Origin of the sequence: Parolsenella sp. LCP21S3_E11, from assembly GCF_052118165.1 — a bacterium.
Classification (GTDB): domain Bacteria; phylum Actinomycetota; class Coriobacteriia; order Coriobacteriales; family Atopobiaceae; genus Parolsenella.
Genome location: NZ_JBQKHS010000003.1, coordinates 113,006 through 129,539, shown reverse-complemented (window position 1 = coordinate 129,539; position 16,534 = coordinate 113,006). Strand labels below are relative to the sequence as shown.

14 protein-coding genes are annotated in these 16,534 nt (G+C 62.3%); 10 read left to right on the top strand and 4 right to left on the bottom strand.

The features are described from left to right. Window positions 1-695: 695 nt before the first annotated feature. Together ACTQ1Z_RS04835 and ACTQ1Z_RS04830 are read right to left on the bottom strand one after the other, a co-directional pair. Window positions 696-1,784 carry a hypothetical protein gene (locus ACTQ1Z_RS04835; protein ID WP_320679743.1) on the bottom strand — a complete coding sequence of 363 codons (1,089 nt, stop codon included), beginning with the start codon at window positions 1,782-1,784 and terminating at the stop codon, window positions 696-698. A gap of 931 nt (window positions 1,785-2,715) precedes the next feature. Beyond that, a complete protein-coding gene (locus ACTQ1Z_RS04830; RefSeq protein ID WP_441859164.1) occupies window positions 2,716-3,006 on the bottom strand; it encodes a hypothetical protein in 291 nt (96 codons plus the stop codon). A 263-nt stretch (window positions 3,007-3,269) separates the two neighbouring features. Here ACTQ1Z_RS04830 and ACTQ1Z_RS04825 point away from each other — a divergent pair, with 263 nt between their 5' ends. The 10 genes from ACTQ1Z_RS04825 (at window position 3,270) to ricT (ending at window position 14,089) form a co-directional block, all read left to right on the top strand. Continuing rightward, window positions 3,270-4,562, top strand: a complete 1,293-nt coding sequence (locus ACTQ1Z_RS04825) for an aminotransferase class I/II-fold pyridoxal phosphate-dependent enzyme (RefSeq protein WP_320679744.1) — start codon at window positions 3,270-3,272, stop codon at window positions 4,560-4,562. A gap of 116 nt (window positions 4,563-4,678) precedes the next feature. Next, window positions 4,679-5,551, top strand: coding sequence for a tetratricopeptide repeat protein (locus tag ACTQ1Z_RS04820; protein WP_441859162.1), 873 nt, complete (start codon window positions 4,679-4,681; stop codon window positions 5,549-5,551). A 13-nt stretch (window positions 5,552-5,564) separates the two neighbouring features. Then, window positions 5,565-5,876 (top strand): STAS domain-containing protein, encoded by a 312-nt coding sequence (locus ACTQ1Z_RS04815; protein WP_293814304.1) that lies wholly within the window; start codon window positions 5,565-5,567, stop codon window positions 5,874-5,876. 43 nt (window positions 5,877-5,919) lie between these two features. Continuing rightward, a complete protein-coding gene (locus ACTQ1Z_RS04810) occupies window positions 5,920-6,417 on the top strand; it encodes a Sec-independent protein translocase subunit TatA/TatB (protein WP_330028773.1) in 498 nt (165 codons plus the stop codon). Next, window positions 6,418-7,209 (top strand): twin-arginine translocase subunit TatC, encoded by a 792-nt coding sequence (tatC, locus tag ACTQ1Z_RS04805; protein ID WP_441859159.1) that lies wholly within the window; start codon window positions 6,418-6,420, stop codon window positions 7,207-7,209. Between the two features lie 3 nt (window positions 7,210-7,212). Further along, on the top strand, window positions 7,213-9,852 hold the full coding sequence (locus ACTQ1Z_RS04800) for a DNA topoisomerase I (RefSeq protein WP_441859157.1): 2,640 nt from the start codon (window positions 7,213-7,215) through the stop codon (window positions 9,850-9,852). A 4-nt stretch (window positions 9,853-9,856) separates the two neighbouring features. Further along, window positions 9,857-10,690 (top strand): HAD family hydrolase, encoded by an 834-nt coding sequence (locus tag ACTQ1Z_RS04795; protein ID WP_441859155.1) that lies wholly within the window; start codon window positions 9,857-9,859, stop codon window positions 10,688-10,690. Continuing rightward, complete coding sequence (gene tmk, locus ACTQ1Z_RS04790) at window positions 10,691-11,380, top strand: dTMP kinase (protein WP_441859153.1); 690 nt, start codon at window positions 10,691-10,693, stop codon at window positions 11,378-11,380. After that, entirely contained in the window at window positions 11,373-12,527 is a 1,155-nt protein-coding gene (locus ACTQ1Z_RS04785) for a DNA polymerase III subunit (RefSeq protein WP_441859151.1), read from the top strand. Before tmk ends, ACTQ1Z_RS04785 begins: the two co-directional genes overlap by 8 nt. Continuing rightward, window positions 12,506-14,089 (top strand): regulatory iron-sulfur-containing complex subunit RicT, encoded by a 1,584-nt coding sequence (ricT, locus tag ACTQ1Z_RS04780; protein ID WP_441859149.1) that lies wholly within the window; start codon window positions 12,506-12,508, stop codon window positions 14,087-14,089. The genes ACTQ1Z_RS04785 and ricT overlap by 22 nt, the downstream gene beginning before the upstream one ends. Before the next feature lie 216 nt (window positions 14,090-14,305). On the opposite strand, the gene dtd is transcribed toward ricT, so the two are convergent. Both dtd and ACTQ1Z_RS04770 read right to left on the bottom strand, forming a co-directional pair. Beyond that, window positions 14,306-14,758, bottom strand: coding sequence for a D-aminoacyl-tRNA deacylase (dtd, locus tag ACTQ1Z_RS04775; protein WP_441859147.1), 453 nt, complete (start codon window positions 14,756-14,758; stop codon window positions 14,306-14,308). A gap of 10 nt (window positions 14,759-14,768) precedes the next feature. Then, window positions 14,769-16,283, bottom strand: a complete 1,515-nt coding sequence (locus ACTQ1Z_RS04770; RefSeq protein WP_441859146.1) for a carboxypeptidase M32 — start codon at window positions 16,281-16,283, stop codon at window positions 14,769-14,771. Between the last annotated feature and the right edge of the window lie 251 nt (window positions 16,284-16,534).

The window sequence follows — 16,534 nt, the reverse complement described above, 5'->3', positions numbered from 1 at the left end:
TCCGGTGATGCCCTCAAATTGTAGAGACAAATATACACATATCGGGCATCTATGTATGAGGAAGCGTGCTCCCACGGGTTACTACTGAATCCGTGACAATAAACAGGCGTATATTGGCCGCTCATGTGTGACGAAATGCGCTTCCCTAACCTGTGAGCAGAAACCGTGACGACTTTTTGCGCAGTTAAAAAAGCAAACCTTCTTAATTTATGTCGAAAAGTCGTCACGGATTAATCAGTGTGGGATCGTTGCATCGTTTTGGCATGCAAGTCAGTTTTAAGTGCGCAGAATTGCGCGACCAATCTTTCGTGAAGGCTGGCTGTGGTGCCATCCTGAACGAAACTCGCGTTTAGAGGCCTTAAGCGAGCAGGACTGCGCGTCCGACCGTTAGTAAAAGCTGGTGGGGAGGCAGCGGGGGCCAATCCTACATGCATAAAGCTCCCAAGCGTGCAAGATTGCGAGTCCGACCACTCGTGAACACTGGCCGTGGCACCATGCAAGCCGACTCTGCACGCTTAGAGGCCTTAAGCGTGCAGAGTCGTAGTTGGCTATTCGCGGCCGGGCGGAGGTGGGCCGTAGCGACCAATAATACGCATGCTTAGAGATACCAAGCGAGCGGAATCGTGCCGCCTCAATCCATGGACTGCCTAAATACGGCCAGCGCTCAAGCACCCGTATGGACTGCCCTAATTCGGCTAGCGCTCGAACTTCAGTCGCCCATTCCTGATGACTGCGCCGTTCGGCGCTGGAACCCCACCCATCATTGCCGAACCCTCACGCCTCATTGCGAGCCCTTCGGGGCTATTTGCTTTCGGCACGCCGTAGGCATCGAGCAGATGACATAGCTTTTGCCCGTCCCATGCGTCATCGAATGAAACGCGCATGACTTTTGCGCCGACGGCCGTGAGCAACGCTTCTCGCTGGCGCTCTTTTGCAAAAACTCGTGCGAGGTCAAGACCTCCCGTCATCTCGGGATTTATGCGCTTTTCGATGCCGTCAACCTCGCAAATGATGATGATCCCATCGAGGAGAATCCAGATTGCGTCAGCGCGAAAAGGGTGTTTCTGGTCAAGCGGATTAGGTATCCAAACCTGAAGCCTAGGAAGAACATAGCCGTATCGGATGATTGCTGCGCGAGCGATTGACTCGCCGCCGCTTTCGCTCAGAGGGTCGGCGAATTGCGCGATGCTGAGCGCCCGTTGGATCCCGGGTGTGCCTTTACCGAGATTGGACAGCTTGCCGCGCAGTTCGCTTCCCGATAGACCGAGGAGTCTGGCGGCTGAATCGGCGATTGAGAGGCCTTCGCGAAATCCGGAGTCGCAAAGGCACTCGAGGGTTGTCTCAAGAGGGGACGTTAGCGCTATTCCGCCAAGCCATTCGATTTGACTGCGTCGGATTCGATGGCGAACGACCTGCTTCGACTGCCTGCTGGATGATCCATTGAGATTTGCAACATGTATCGCGCCGTGCATGCGGTAGGGAACGTTGAGCCCGTGGATGATAGCTGCGGAAACGTGGCAGAACACCCAGCTCGGATGAAGCATCGCGATGCCGAGTAAGATGGCACGCTCCTGCTGCTCTGGTTTGTGGCTAAGGGAATTCCAGAAAGATGGGGATGCGTAGACTCCCGGATAAGGGGAGACGGCCAGGCCTTTTTCGACTCTTCTAGAGAGGGCCGCTCGGTCATTTCGATTGCGAGGGCCAAAGCACGAACCCCGGCGTGACGCCTCGTCGAGTAGGGCGCCCAGGCGCGCATCCGTTGCTTTATGTGTTCCCTTGCTCATGGGGCCTCCTTAAGATCGACTCATGTCTTTGCCATATGAAGAACTGTGCTTTGTGGTGAAAGCGCGCTGTTCTGCCTTGCGGGGTGATGGCTGGATGTGCAAAGCGCACATTCAGACGCCGCGAAGGCGAATAGATGCCAATACGAGGTGGGCCTATTGTGCCTAGATCGAGGCGAATATAAAGTAAAAATATGTGAATGGTACCTATTTGCGGATAAGTGTATCTACCTGGAAAAATACAACATTGCTTGTTGTATTCCCGTTAGATTCTGCCAGGAATTGTCTGATTATTGTCATGTCATCTTAAATGGCTGCAGGCAGTAAAGAGCGACGTGCCATCGGCGCTTTGAGGGCTCGACGGCAGGAATGAAAACAGGTGCGAACCGAGGCTGTAAGCGTGTCGAGCTGAGATATGAAAGCCGTAGCTGAGATACGAAAGCCGTAGTGATGTGAAGTGCCGGCAAACGAACACATATAGGGGCTGAATATGCGCCGATGTTTGGTATGCGTAATTAGGAGACAAACGTTGATGGCAAATGAGCACATATGGCGAATGTATATGCGTCGGAATGCTGATTGATGGAGGCTCTGTCGAGTCCGTGGCGGTTATTTACGCAGTTAAAAGCTGCCGTGGCCGATATAAGTGCTAAATAGTCGCCAAGGATTTCGCGAGTCTGGCCACAGTCGAAACAATGCGTGCATAGACATGCTAACCGCGACGGTTGACACTGCGGGGGCGGCGGACCGGGACGCCGAAAGCAAGATGTGCGTGCATAAGGGCGGTAACCGCGACGATTGGCGTCGTGCGCAGAGAGCCGGGCTTCCGCGGACAAACGTGCATGCATAGACATGCTAACCGCGACGAATCGTGTCACGCCCGGGTGGTGCGATGCTGACGGGCCCGCGCGAGAGGCAAGCGGGGGGCGTCGCGTTACTCCACGGTGCCGAAGCGCTGGGTCCAACCGTGGGCGACGAGGGCGGAGTTGAGTTGGTCTGCGAGACGGGGGCGCTCATAGACGCCGCTCGGCAGCATGCTGACGACCTCAAGCAGATCATACGGGAGATCAAATGTCTCCGCCATGACTTGAACATCGAGGTTATCCACGAAGTGCTCGCTCATGAACAACGCATCAACGAAGCGTTGGAGCTCGCCGTACTCGTCAGAGTTTGGTATGTAGGGAGGCTTTTCCATGGGCACTATGGTAACAGCCGCGGATGCCATTCGCTCTCTCGTAACGCGCGCTTCACCACTTCGCGTTCCATAACGATTATTTCTCTCTATACTCGAATGAGCGTAAGCACAGCGCCAGCACGGAGCATTTCAAGGGGGGAATGCGCCGCTGCCTCCAGTGGTCGGATCGCGAGCGGCTGTCCCGCAGCTGGTCCGCGAACGCCATGCGGACTGGGTCGCGTCCGGCGCATTGGCGTTGTGCGAGCTCAAGCGCTAGATCGGGCAGAACCAGGCGTCGACGAATGGAGACGAGCATGGCAAGTGTCTACGAGCAGATGACGAACGAAGAGCTTGACGAGCAAATCGCCCAACTCGAGGCGGAGGCGGAAAAGCTCCGCGCTCGCGGCCTCAAGCTCGATATGGCCCGCGGCAAGCCGAGCCCGGAGCAGGTCGACCTTTCTCGCCCCATGCTCGACGTGCTCACCTCGTCCACCGACCTCGTCGATGAGGGTGTAGACGCCGGTAACTATGGTTGCCCTGATGGCCTCCCCGCGGCTCGCCGTCTCATGGCGGATCTTCTTGGCGTCGACGCGGACAATCTCATCATCGGTGGATCTTCGAGCCTGAACATCATGCACGATGTCATCGTCCATGGCTGGATCCACGGCGTTCGCGGCTGCGAGCCCCATGCGGTTCAGGCCACTCGCGGACCGCTCAAGTTCCTGTGCCCGTCGCCCGGCTATGATCGCCACTTCGCAGTCAGTGCCTCCGTGGGCTACACGAACGTACCCATTCGCATGACGCCGGAGGGCCCCGACATGGACGAGGTCGTGCGCCTCGTCGAGAACGATCCGACGGTCAAGGGAATCTGGTGCGTTCCCAAGTACTCGAACCCCACGGGCGTCACCTACTCGGATGAAGTCGTTCGCCGCTTCGCCGCCCTCAGACCCGCCGCGCCGGACTTCCGCATCTTCTGGGACAACGCCTACGCGATTCACGATCTCAACGAGGAGCCGGACTACTTGCTCGATATCTTCGGTGCGGTCGCTGCGGAGGACCACGATAACCTCGTCTACGAGTTTGCCTCGACGAGCAAGGTGACCTTCCCGGGTAGCGGCATTGCCTGTGTCGTCGCCAGTCCTGCCGACATCGCCGACCTGCGCAAGACCTTCAACGTGGAGCGCGTCTGCTCTGACAAACTCATGCAGCTTGCGCACGTTCGTTGGTTTGGCGATGCGGATGGCGTTCGCGCTCATATGGTCGAGCACGCGAGGATTCTTGCCCCGCGCTTCGAGCTCGTGGACGAGAAGCTCGAGAGTGGCCTGGGCGACCTCGAATGTGCCACCTGGTCTCACCCGCGTGGCGGCTACTTCGTTTCCTTCGATGGTCCCAAGGGCTCCGCGAAGAAGATCGTCGCCCTTGCCGAGGAGCTTGGCGTCAAGATGACGCCTGCAGGCGCTACCTGGCCTTATGGCAAGGATCCGGACGATACGAACATTCGTATCGCGCCTTCGTATCCCAGCCTTGAGGATCTCGGCGCCGCGCTTGACGTCTTCGTGACCTGTGTGCGACTCGTGTCGGCACGACTCGCTCGCGAGGCGCGCTAGGCGGCGTCGGCGCGCGTGTGAGGTAGAATACGCAGAATGTGTGCGCCCAGGCCCCGGCCCGGGCGCACCTGCATCAAGGGGAATTGCCCGATTGCGGGCAGGAAGGACGCTCATCGATGGCATCGAAGCCAAAGAAGACAGACGAGGCTTCCACGCGCGTATCGACCGTCAAGGGCGAGGAAGCTGCGGGCAAGGGCCTAGGCACGACCGGCCGCGGCCGTAGCCGCAGCGAGTCGCCCGCCGAGGATCAAGCTCCCGTGCGCACGGTGACGCCGTCGAACCGCCGTCCTGCCGTGATCGTTGGTGTTGTGCTCGTCTCCATCATCATGGTGGGTTCAATCCTGCTGCCGTCCCTTTCCGCCATCATCTCCGGCATCCAGAAGAGCAAGACTTCTGCCGCGACTGCTACAACCGCGGCAGCCACCTCTGCCGCGACGACCGACGCCTCCACCTCTGATGCCGAGACGACCAACACGTATATGAATGACCTGGACGAGCACTACCAGTCCATCGTCTCCCCGCTCGAGGAGAAGCTCAAGGATTCTCCGGATGACAAGGCCGCCCTCATCAACCTTGCGAACAACTACCTGAACTGGGGTAGCACCGCCAGGAACTATGCCTCAACCGATGATGACCAAGCCCACATAACGGAGCTGCTCACCAGGGCTGAGGGCTACTTCGATTCATACCTCAAGCTCGAGGACGCAAGCGCCGCGCGTGTGAACAGGGCGCTTTGCCAGTACTATCTTGGTGACCAGGCCGGTGCCATCAAGGCTCTTGAGGACTTCACCAAGAACGTTGGTGATTTCGCTCCGGCATGGACCAATCTGGGAATGATGTACCAGGAGACCGGAGAGACTGAAAAGGCTACGGACGCCTTCAACAAGGCGCTCGAGGTCGACCCTGACAACACCTATGGACTTCAGAGCTACGCAACGTCGCAGCTCAAGTCCCTTACCTCTGCCGCCACGACGTCGGCTGCGGAATAGGAAGGGGGAGGGCATGGACCTTTCCATCACAAGCGCCGAGAAGGTGGGCAAGACCCTTGTCACCGTTGTGGGCGAGGTTGACGTGTCGAACGCGGGCGAGCTCCGCGAGGCGGTGGACTCCGCGCTCGAGGCGGCTCCCGCGGAGGTCTCCGTCGATCTTGCGGAGGTCTCCTACATTGACTCGACTGGCATTGGCGTGCTCGTGGGCGCCGCCACTCGCGCGCAGGAGGCGGGAGTCGCCTTCTCCGTCGCTCATCCTCAGGCAAACGTCAAGCGTGTGCTCGGCCTTCTTGGCGTCGAGCGTCAGCTCAACGTGGAAGACTAATCACACCCATCGTTCTCGGGTCTAGACGCCCAAGGAGGCATTCGTGTTCGGCATCGGAGATCAAGAGCTCTTCCTCATCATCCTGTTCGCGTTCCTGTTGTTCGGGCCTGACAAGCTGCCCGGCATGGGGCGCACCATCGGCCGTGCCCTGCGCCAGTTCCGCACCGCGCAGGAGGGCGTGACCAAGGTCGTCCAGTCCGAGATCATCGACCCAATCCAGAACGTTGCCGAGACCTCGACTGGCAAGGCCGCCGCGAAGGCCAAGGCTGAGGACGAGGACATGACGGAGGAGGAGGTTGCAGCCGCTAAGCCGGCGGAGACCTTCGCCGAGCGCCGCGCCCGCCTCGCCGCCGAGAAGGCCGCTGCCGAGAAGGCCGCCACCTCTGCTGCTGACGCCGATGCTCCCGCCGAGGTCGAGCCTGCCCCCGAGCCCGAGCCTGCCCCCGAGCCCGAGCCTGCCCCCACCTCCGTCGAGGCCCTCTATGGCCTTGACGACGATGATGACGATGACCTTGACCTTGATGACGGAAAGGACGCCTAAATGCCCGTCGGACCTGCAAGAATGCCGCTGCTCGACCACCTGAGCGAGCTGAGGCGGCGCCTCACCATCATCGTCGCGTGCGTGCTTGTGACCACCTGTATCATCTACATGGCGTCCCCGACGCTCATCCAGCTGCTCATCGACCCGGTTCGTGAGTTCATGCCGGACGGTGGCAAGCTTTACGTGACCACCGCCCTTGGTGGCTTCACGCTGCGATTCAAGGTCGCGGCATTCTTCGCCATCATTGCGTGCTGCCCGATCATCATCTTCCAGGTGCTTGGCTTCTTCATGCCGGCGCTTAAGCCGAGCGAGCAGAAGTGGGTCATGCCCACGGTCGCCGCTATGGTCTTCCTGTTCTTCTTCGGCATGGTGTTCTGCTACTTCATCATCCTGCAGGCGACCTTTGGCTGGATGCTCGACCAGACGGTCGACTTCGCGGCCATCTTCGCCAACGCCGAGGACTACATCAACATCATCATGCTCCTCGAGCTTGGCTTTGGTGCCGCCTTCGAGCTGCCGCTGGTGATCTTCTACCTCTCGATATTCCACCTTGTCCCGTATAAGGACCTGCGCGGCAACTGGCGTGCCATCTATGTCGGCCTGCTTATTGCCTCCGCCATGGTTACGCCCGACGCCAGCCCCGTCACGATGTTCCTTATGTTCGGAGCCGTCATCGTCCTGTACGAGGCCTCGCTCTTCGTCGCGCGTCGCGTCCTGATCGCGCGCGATGGCAAGGAGTCTCTCAAGTGGACGCGAGACGAGTACGCCGAGCACAAGTTCAACGAGGATTAACCCATGAAGCTCGTCATCACAGAGAAGAACGACGCCGCCGAGAAGATCGCCGCCCTGCTTTCTGAGGTCGGGAAGCCCAAGAAGGACAAGGTCTACGACACGCCTGTCTATCGCTTCCAGCGTGATGGCGAGGAGTGGGTGACGATTGGCCTGCGAGGCCACATCCTCGCTCCGGATTTCCCCGCTGAGCTCAAGTTCTCTGACGCCCAGGGCTGGTACGCCATCTCCCAGGAGGGAGAGGTGCTGCCGGCTGACGTTCCGGATGGCCTCGCGCGTCCGCCATTCAAGAAAAAGAAGCCCTTCCTCGAGGATGGCGTCGACATCAAGGGCTGGAAGGTCCCGAGCCTGCCCTATCTCGTCTGGGCCCCCGTCGAGAAGCTTCCGGCGGAGAAGGGCATTATTCGCGCCCTCAAGAACCTGGCCAAGAAGGCGGATTCCGTCGTCATCGGCACGGACTTCGACCGCGAGGGAGAGCTCATCGGGTCTGACGCTCTTTCGCAGGTGCTCGAGGTGAACCCTGACGTTCCCGTGACGCGCGCTCGCTATTCTGCCTATACGCGAGCGGAGATCGAGCACGCCTTCGCCAACCTCGTGGAGCTTGACCAGAACCTCGCTGACGCCGGCGAGTCCCGCCAGTACATCGACCTCATCTGGGGCGCCGCCCTCACGCGCTATCTCACGATGGCGCGCTTTGGCGGCTTTGGTAACGTCCGCAGCGCTGGCCGCGTGCAGACGCCTACGCTCGCCCTCGTGGTCGAGCGCGAGCGCGAGCGCCTCGCCTTCGTTCCGGAGGACTACTGGGTCATCAACGGCCAGGCTTCTGCCGTTGGTGCCTCGGAGGACGAGCGCTTCAAGATCTCCCATGCCAAGGGCCGCTTCTCGGTCGAGGCTGAGGCGACCGAGGCGTACGGTCACGTGAAGAACGCAACCACGGGTACCGTCACCTCGGTGACGAAGAAGAGCCGCACGCAGCGTCCGCCCGCGCCGTTCAACACGACGAGCCTTCAGGCTGCCGCCGCGTCCGAGGGCCTTTCTCCGGCGCGTACCATGCGCCTTGCCGAGAGCCTCTACATGGACGGCCTCATCTCGTATCCGCGTGTTGACAACACCGTCTATCCGCCGTCCCTCGACCTGAGGGCGACGGCAAAGATGCTCGCAGGCGTTCCGCAGTATGCTCCCTACGTGGCCAAACTCACGGCGGCGCCTGAGATGCATGCAACGCGCGGCAAGCAGTTTGACACGGACCACCCACCCATCTATCCCACCGGCGTGGCTGACCCCGGCAAGCTCGAGCCTGCCGCGTGGAAGCTCTACAACCTCATCGCGCGCCGTTTCCTCGCAACGCTCTCTGATCCCGCGACCATCGAGGGAACCAAGCTTGCGATTGACGTCGCGGGCGAGCCCTTCCAGGCGAGTGGCGATGTCCTCAAGGACCCGGGCTTCCGCGCCATCTATCCTTTTGGTCTCAAGAAGGACGAGCAGCTTCCCGAGCTTTCGGAAGGTGACGCCGTCGACGTCTTTGGCATCAACCTCGAGGCCAAGCAGACGGAGCCTCCTGCGCGTTACAGCCAGGGCAAGCTCATCCAGGAGATGGAGAAGCGCGGCCTTGGCACCAAGTCGACGCGCGCGAGCATCATTGAGCGCCTCTATACGGTCAAGTACCTCAAGAACGATCCGGTTGAGCCGAGTCAGCTCGGCATGGCCATCATTGACGCCCTCCACGAGTTCGCTCCGCGCATCACGACGCCGGACATGACGAGTGAGCTCGAGCAGGACATGACGAAGGTCGCCGAGGGCACCGACACCCAGAATCAGGTCGTCTACCACTCGCGCGCGCTGCTCGCCGGCATGCTCGACGCGCTTATCGAGCACAAGGATGACCTCGGCGAGGCGATTGCCGATGCTGTCACGGCGGATGCCCGCGTGGGCTCCTGTCCCAAGTGCGGCAAGGACCTCGTTATCAAGTCGAGCGCCAAGACCCGTGGCAGCTTCGTTGGCTGCATGGGCTGGCCGGACTGCGAAGTCACCTATCCGCTGCCCTCCGGCGTTCGCTATGAGGCCATCGAGGGCGAGGGTGCCGTGTGTCCCGAGTGCGGCGCTCCGCGTATCAAGTGCAAGCCTTTCCGCGCCAAGGCGTATGAGATCTGCATCAACCCGAAGTGCCCCACCAACTACGAGCCTGACCTCAAGGTTGGCGAGTGCCGCGCCTGTGCCGAGGCCGGCCGCCATGGCGACCTCATCGCCCACAAGAGCGAGCGCACGGGCAAGCGCTTCATCCGTTGCACCAACTACGAGGAGTGCGGCACGAGCTATCCGCTCCCGGCTCGTGGCAAGCTCACCGCGACGGATGAAACGTGCCCCGAGTGCGGTGCGCCCATGATTATCGTCGAGACGGCGCGCGGTCCGTGGAAGAAGTGCGTGAACATGGACTGCCCCACGAACGAGCGCAAGACGCCCGCCCGTGGTCGCGGCGCGCGAACCACTGAGGCCAAGGGCGCGGCGAAGACCACGACCAAGGCTGCGAGTTTCAAGAAGGCGACTGCCAAGAAGGCGACTGCTGAGAAGGCGCCCGCCAAGAAGGCATCCGCCAAAAAGAAGACCAAGAGCGCGACCTCCTCGCGCAAGAAGACTAGTAAGGAATAACTACATGTTCGAGGTGACACCGGTTCCTGAAGGCTTGAAGCACGTTCGCTTCATTGCGTCTGACATGGACGGGTCCCTCCTCACGAACGCCTCCGTTCTCCCTGAAGGTTTCGAGGAGCGCGTTGACGCGCTCGCGAGCGTGGGGACGCTCTTCTCCGCCGCCAGCGGAAGACCCCTCTATACTCTCGAGGACAATCTCGGCCACCTTGGTCACAAGATCATGCTGATTGGCGACAACGGTGGCGTTATCAGCCGAAATGGCAAGGTCATCTACCAGGCAGATCTTCCGGTGGAGGAGTACCGCCGTATGGCGCGCATCACGCATGAGAAGGGCGATGTGGGTCTCATCTGCGGCGTTGATGCTTGCTATGTCGAGCCTAACGCGAAGCCGTACGAGGACTACTTCCGAACCTTCTACACGCGCGTGGTCTATGTGAATGACCTCGCTCAGGTCGATGCTCCCGCCGATAAGTACACGGTCTACTTCCCGAACAACGATGCCTCCGAGCGCCAGGCGGAGTACGCCGCGGCTATCGGCGGAGACTATACCTTCGCTTGCGGCGGCATCATGTGGCTCGATGTCATGCCCGAGGGCGTGAGCAAGGGTAACGCCATGCGCCGAATCTCCGAGCTCTGTGGCGTCGGCCTTGACGAGATGCTCGCCTTTGGCGATGCCCCCAACGACGCGGACATGCTCGAGACCGTTGGCTTTGGCTACATGATGGCCAACGCTCAGCCCTGCATGGCGAACCATGCGAACCTCGTGGCGCCCAGCAACGAGGACCGCGGCGTTCTCCAGGTGATCGACCAGGTTGTCGCTGCAAGGCAGGCGATCTAGATGCTGCGTGCGGAGACGGCGACCGCTCGTCCTGGCGTATTCGTTACCCTCGAGGGTGTTGATGGCGCGGGCAAGACCACGCAGGTGGCGCGCCTCGTCGAGCGCCTCGAGGCATGTGGCCGCGAGGTCGTCCGCCTGCGCGAGCCGGGCGGTACCGCGATCTCCGAGAGCATCCGTGCCCTTCTGCTTGACCCCGGCAATTCCGAGATGGCCCCTGAGTGCGAGCTACTGCTCTTCGAGGCTTCGCGTGCCCAGCTCGTGCGCGAGGTGATCGAGCCTGCGCTCGCGCGTGGTGCCGTCGTGGTGTGCGACCGCTTCTATGACTCGACCCATGCCTACCAGGCCGGCGGCCGCGGCTTCGATGGTGCCCTCGTGCGCCGCGCGAACGAGCTCGGCTGTTGTGGCGTCCATCCTGATGTGACGCTCGTCCTCGACATGGATCCAGGGCGAGCGTTCGAGCGCGCGGGTGCGCGGGGCGAGCATGATCGCATGGAGGCAGAGGGCCTCGCTTTCCAGCGTCGTGTGCGCGAGGACTATCGCCAGCTTGCGGAAGCAGAGCCGGCACGTGTGCGACTCGTCGATGCGGATGGCGCGCCCGACGAGGTATATGCGCGCCTCGAGGAAACCCTGGCGGCTGCCTTGCCAGGCCTGTTTGAGGGCGTCGCGGCTCAGGAGAGCAATCATGGCTAATGACGCTGGCAAGGACATCCCCGCCGCGTTCTCGCGCGTCGAGGGCCAGCCTCGCGTGTGCGACTTCTTTGCCGCAGCCGTGCTCGAGCATCGCGTGGGCCATGCCTACCTCTTCCTGGGGGCTCCGGGCTCCGGCCAGCAGGAGGCGGCCATGGCGCTCGCGGAGTGCCTCGTCTGCCCCAAGGGCGGTTGCGACTCGTGCGACGAATGCATCCGCGTGGCGCATCGCACGCATCCGGACGTCCACTGGCTCTCGCCCGAGGGCGCGAGCGGCTACGTCGTCGAGCAGGTGCGCCAGCTCATCGCGGACGTCTCGCTCTCCCCGGTGCGCGCTAACGCGAAGGTCTACATTCTCGACCGTGTCGACACGCTGCGCGAGGCTTCGGCGAATGCCCTGCTCAAGACCATCGAGGAGCCGCCAGAGGGAGTGGTCTTCATTCTCATGGCGCGTACGGCTGATGCCGTGCTGCCCACGATTTCGTCTCGCTGCCAGCTCGTGCCCTTCCGCGTGAGCGATCCCGCCGAAGCGGCTCGTCGCGTCGCCCTTACCTGCGGTGTGGCCGAGAACGACCCCACTGCAAGGATTGCGCTTGCCGTGACGGGCACGCCCGAACGCGCCTGTGACTATCTTCGCTCCCCGGCGCGTCGTGAGGCTCGTAGGCTCATGGTCCGCACGCTCGATGCCCTTGCCGCGGATGACTTGTGGGACGTGCTCTGTGCCGCTCGCGATCTTGCCGTCGCGGCCAAAGTCCCACTCGATGATGTCCGCGCGGATCAGGAGCGTGCCGCCGAGGAGAGCGCAGACTACCTTTCCTCGAAAGCCCAGAAGCTTGTGGAGCAGCGTAACAAGCGCGAGCTTACCGCCCGCGAGCGTTCGGGTATCATTGAACTTCTAGCAGCAGCCGACTCGCTTTTGCGGGATGTCCTCATGCGCGTGAGCGGTGTGGGCGCCCCCATCGTGAACGTCGACTGCGAGGACGTCGTCTCGCGTCTCTCCGCCCGCACCGATGTTGCGGGGGCCCTTCGCGCCCTCGATGCCGTGAGCCACGCGGAAAGTGACCTCGCCCACAACGTATCCCCCCAGCTGGCTCTTGAAGTCATGCTGTGCTCTTGCAAGGAGGCACTATGCCCACCGTCATTCCGGTGAAATTCGCTTATGCCACGCGCGACCTTTGGTTCGATCCCCGCGAGACCGGCGCGGTCGAGGGCGATCACGTCATCTGCTCGACCGAGCGCGGCACCGAGATGGGCCTCGCCACGGGCGATCCGATGGAGATAGACGAGTCGGAGCTCAACCGCAAGACCGACGGCGCAGCCCTGAAGCCCGTCGTTCGTATTGCGGGGGAGGAGGATTTCGTTCGCGTCGACGAGCTTTCGGCGCGTGGCGACGCGGCTATGCCCACCTTCCGTAGGCTCGTCTCCAAGAGCGGTCTCGACATGAAGCCCGTGGGCGTCGAGTACATCTTTGGCGGAGAGAAGGTCGTCTGCTACTTCTCCGCGGATGAGCGAATCGACTTTCGCCAGCTCGTGCGCGATCTTTCGCGTGAGCTCCATGAGCGTGTTGACATGCGTCAGGTGGGCGTGCGTGAGGAGGCGGCGCTCGTGGGCGGCTTTGGCCACTGTGGCCAGGAGCTGTGCTGCGCACGCTTTGGCAGCGGTTTCGAGCCCGTCTCGATTCGCATGGCCAAGGAGCAGGACCTTCCTCTGAACTCGAACAAGATCTCTGGTGCCTGCGGCCGCCTCATGTGCTGCCTGCGCTACGAGTTCGAGGCGTACCGTGACTTCAAGCAGCGCGCGCCTAAGAAGAACGCCGTCATCCAGACCCCGCTCGGTACCGCCAAGATCATCGAGTATGACACCCCGAAGGAGCAGCTGGCCCTTCGCCTCGAGAACGGCAAGCAGATCCGCATCCCGCTTGCCGAGATGGAGACGTCGGATGCCGCGCGCAAGAAGAGCGAGGAGCTTGGCTGTCCCTGTCGTCCTGACACGGTCGTTCGTTCGACCATGGACCGCCTGGCGAGCCCCGAGGTCCGTGCCGCGCTTGAGGAGCTTGATCGCAAGAACGGCCTCCTGCCTGACCAGACCTTCTCCGAGGATGACCTCTTCGTGACGGAGGAGCGCGGCCGTCGCCGCCGTAACAAGGGTGGCAACAAGGGTGGATCCGGCTCTGGTGCATCGCAGCAGGCGCCCGCCACGTCTGAGCAGCCTGCCGAGACGAGCACGCGTAAGCGTCGTCGTCGCAAGACCGTCGAGATTTCCGGCGATGCCGCCGAGAAGCTTCCGGGTCAGGGCAACATGAACGAGGCCAAGCAGAGCGCCCCGGGCGAGGGCCGCAGGTCTCGTCGACGTCGTCACCATGCCGAGGGCGAGGCTGCGGCTTCCAACGAGGCCCAGCAGCAGCCGCGCGAGCAGAAGCCGCAACACCAGGATGCTGTCGAGCAGGGTAATGCCGCCCCCAAGCGCCGTCGCCGCCGTCCCGGCGACAAGGGTGGCGCCGCCGCGGCCGAAGCTGGCTCGCAGCAGCCGCGCCAGAAGCGCGTGCGCAAGCAGCAGGCTGGCCAGTCCGGGGACTCCCAGCAGCGTGAGGGCAAGCAGCGTGGCGGACAGGCCGACGAGCCCCAGCAGTCCGGGGATGCTCCCAAGAAGCGTCGTCGCCGTCGTCACCGCAGCGGCGGCTCGTCCGAAGGCGGTGTCCCTGCGGCCGAGTAGCTGGCGAATCTAACGTTATAGCGCGGCGGGCGCCGTGCCCGTCTCCCACTCAGACAGCTTTGCTGCGCAAAGAACTCGTGGGCGACGGGCACGGCGCCCGCTTCCTTGTTGAGGCGCCGCCGGGCCGACGGGGTCTCGCTTCGACTCGCGTTTATCTGTGCCAATCGATGTGCCGCCCGCAACCTCTCCCACGCGATGCCCGGTGCGGTTGGACGCCTACAGCTCAGCGGTGTCGAGCCAGATGGTGAAGGGGCCGTCGTTGACGAGGGAGACCTCCATCATCGAGCCGAAGATGCCGCGCCCGACGTGCTCGGTGCCAAGGTCTGCCTCTGCGAGTTCGCAAAAGCGCTCATAGATGGCATTGGCCTGCGCGGGCGCGGCCGCGTCGGTGAACGACGGCCTGCGCCCACGACGGCAATTCGCATAGAGCGTGAACTGGCTCACGACGAGCGCCTCGCCTGCCACATCAGCTAGCGAGAGATTGGTCTTTCCGTTCTCGTCCTCGAAGATGCGCAGGCCCAAGATCTTGTTCCAGAGCTTCTTCGCCAGGGCCTCGTCGTCCTCGTGTCCGACGCCGAGGAGCACGAGCAGGCCCTTTCCGCAGCTGCCCGTGACCTCGCCGTCGACGGTGACGCTCGCGTGCCTCACGCGCTGGATGAGTGCTCGCATCCGTGCCTCCCTACAGGTTGTAGATGCCGGAGAACTTCTCCGTGAGGTAGCGAGTGTAGTGGGAGGCGTCGAATTTGCCGCCGCATGCAGCCTCGATAAGTGGCATGGGTTCGATGGCGCGTCCGTGGCGCCAGATACGCTCGCGCAGCCAATCGCGAATCGGGGCGAGGTCGCCGGCGCCAACGTTGCCCTCAAAATCGATGCCGTCTGCACGCATGGCGTCGAGTAGCTGCGCGCCATAGGCTCCGCCCAGCGCATAGGTGGGGAAGTAGCCGAAGTCTCCGCAGGACCAATGGATGTCCTGGAGGCAGCCGAGGGTGTCGGTGGGCACGTCGATGCCAAGATAGCTGCGGTAACGCTCGTTCCAGAGGGCAGGGACATCCGCCGCGGTGGCTTCGCCGGCGATGAGGAGCTGTTCGATCTCGTAGCGAATCACGATGTGGAGCGAATAGGTGAGCTCATCCGCCTCCGTGCGGACGAGACTCGGCTCGGCACGGTTGACGGCGAGGTAAAGCTCATGCGGCGTGACGTCGTCGAAGCGACCGGGGAAGTGCTTCCTTAGCGCCTCGAGCAATACGGGCGCGAAGGCCTCGCTCCTGCCGACGTAGTTCTCGAAGAAACGGCTCTGGCTTTCGTGGACGCCGCTCGAGATGCCTCCGTTGAGGATGCCGTGGTCATACGCGACATCGATGTTCTGCTCGTACATGGCGTGACCGCCCTCGTGCAGCATCGAGAAGACGTTGCTCATGACGTCGTTCTCGTAGACGTGCGTCGCGATGAAGGTGTGACGGCTGGAGACGGAGTCGCTAAAGGGGTGCTCGGTCTCGGCGAAGGTCATCGAGTCGAGGTCGAGCCCCTCAATGCGGAGAAGGTCGCGAGAGAGCTCCATCTGCGTGTCGTGGTCGAAGTGTCCCTCGACACAGGCGCGGCTGGGCTGCCACCCGCGTTTGCGAATCTCGGCGACGAGCGGAATGACACAGTCCTTCACCTCGGAGAAGAAGGCGTCATAGAACGCGTGCGAGCTACCGTGCTCATATTCGTCGAGGAGGGTCTCGTACGGGTCCTTCTCGGGCGCGCGCATGAGCGCCATCTCGCGCCTGGCGGCAACGAGTCGGTCGAGGTAGGGGGCGAAGGAGTCCCAGTCGTTCGCGACCTTGGCACGGGTCCAGACCGCTTGGGCCTCGCTTGCGAGACGCGCGAAGTCCGCGGCGACATCTGCCGGCACGTCAACGGCGTCTGCGCGGTCGCGGGAGAGGACGCGGACCTCGGTGGCGCGCGTCTCGTCGAGCTCGCCGGCGACGGCGGCTTGCTGGAGGCGCTCGAGGAGCTCGCCGGTCGTGGCGCAGCAGAGGTAGTCGTGGGCCTCTTCCTCGAGCGTGGCCATGGCCTCCGCGCGGGCGGCGGTGGCGTTGGCGGGGTCGCTCGTCTCGCCGGCGAAGGCGATCGAGGTCTGGGCGTGGCGATGGGCGAAGAGGTGGCGCTGGAGCTTGTCGAGCGCGGCGAGATCCTGGGATATGGCGGGCATGCTTCCTCCTTGATTATGGTCCGGTATTTGAAGTGTAGCGCCGACATGGCGCCGCGGTCTGTCGTGTGATGAGGACAAGCCAAATAAAGCCGAGGAAGGCATTGGAGACGCATCCGGAAAAAGGGATGGAGACGAGCTAGAGACCATCCCGCCAGCTGCGTTGAGCTATCCGCCGTGTTGCATAATAAGAGGGCAATTCTCACGACGACCGGGATGCTAGCCGCAAGGGGTATCCCGCCAAGATCTTGGGA

Excerpts from the sequence above, each read along its gene's own strand:
- ACTQ1Z_RS04835 (WP_320679743.1), bottom strand. The coding sequence starts at position 1,784 with ATGAGCAAGGGAACACATAAAGCAACGGATGCGCGCCTGGGCGCCCTA.
- ACTQ1Z_RS04830 (WP_441859164.1), bottom strand. The coding sequence starts at position 3,006 with ATGGCATCCGCGGCTGTTACCATAGTGCCCATGGAAAAGCCTCCCTAC.
- ACTQ1Z_RS04825 (WP_320679744.1), top strand. The coding sequence starts at position 3,270 with ATGGCAAGTGTCTACGAGCAGATGACGAACGAAGAGCTTGACGAGCAA.
- ACTQ1Z_RS04820 (WP_441859162.1), top strand. The coding sequence starts at position 4,679 with ATGGCATCGAAGCCAAAGAAGACAGACGAGGCTTCCACGCGCGTATCG.
- ACTQ1Z_RS04815 (WP_293814304.1), top strand. The coding sequence starts at position 5,565 with ATGGACCTTTCCATCACAAGCGCCGAGAAGGTGGGCAAGACCCTTGTC.
- tatC (WP_441859159.1), top strand. The coding sequence starts at position 6,418 with ATGCCCGTCGGACCTGCAAGAATGCCGCTGCTCGACCACCTGAGCGAG.
- ACTQ1Z_RS04800 (WP_441859157.1), top strand. The coding sequence starts at position 7,213 with ATGAAGCTCGTCATCACAGAGAAGAACGACGCCGCCGAGAAGATCGCC.
- ACTQ1Z_RS04795 (WP_441859155.1), top strand. The coding sequence starts at position 9,857 with ATGTTCGAGGTGACACCGGTTCCTGAAGGCTTGAAGCACGTTCGCTTC.
- tmk (WP_441859153.1), top strand. The coding sequence starts at position 10,691 with ATGCTGCGTGCGGAGACGGCGACCGCTCGTCCTGGCGTATTCGTTACC.
- ACTQ1Z_RS04785 (WP_441859151.1), top strand. The coding sequence starts at position 11,373 with ATGGCTAATGACGCTGGCAAGGACATCCCCGCCGCGTTCTCGCGCGTC.
- ricT (WP_441859149.1), top strand. The coding sequence starts at position 12,506 with ATGCCCACCGTCATTCCGGTGAAATTCGCTTATGCCACGCGCGACCTT.
- dtd (WP_441859147.1), bottom strand. The coding sequence starts at position 14,758 with ATGCGAGCACTCATCCAGCGCGTGAGGCACGCGAGCGTCACCGTCGAC.
- ACTQ1Z_RS04770 (WP_441859146.1), bottom strand. The coding sequence starts at position 16,283 with ATGCCCGCCATATCCCAGGATCTCGCCGCGCTCGACAAGCTCCAGCGC.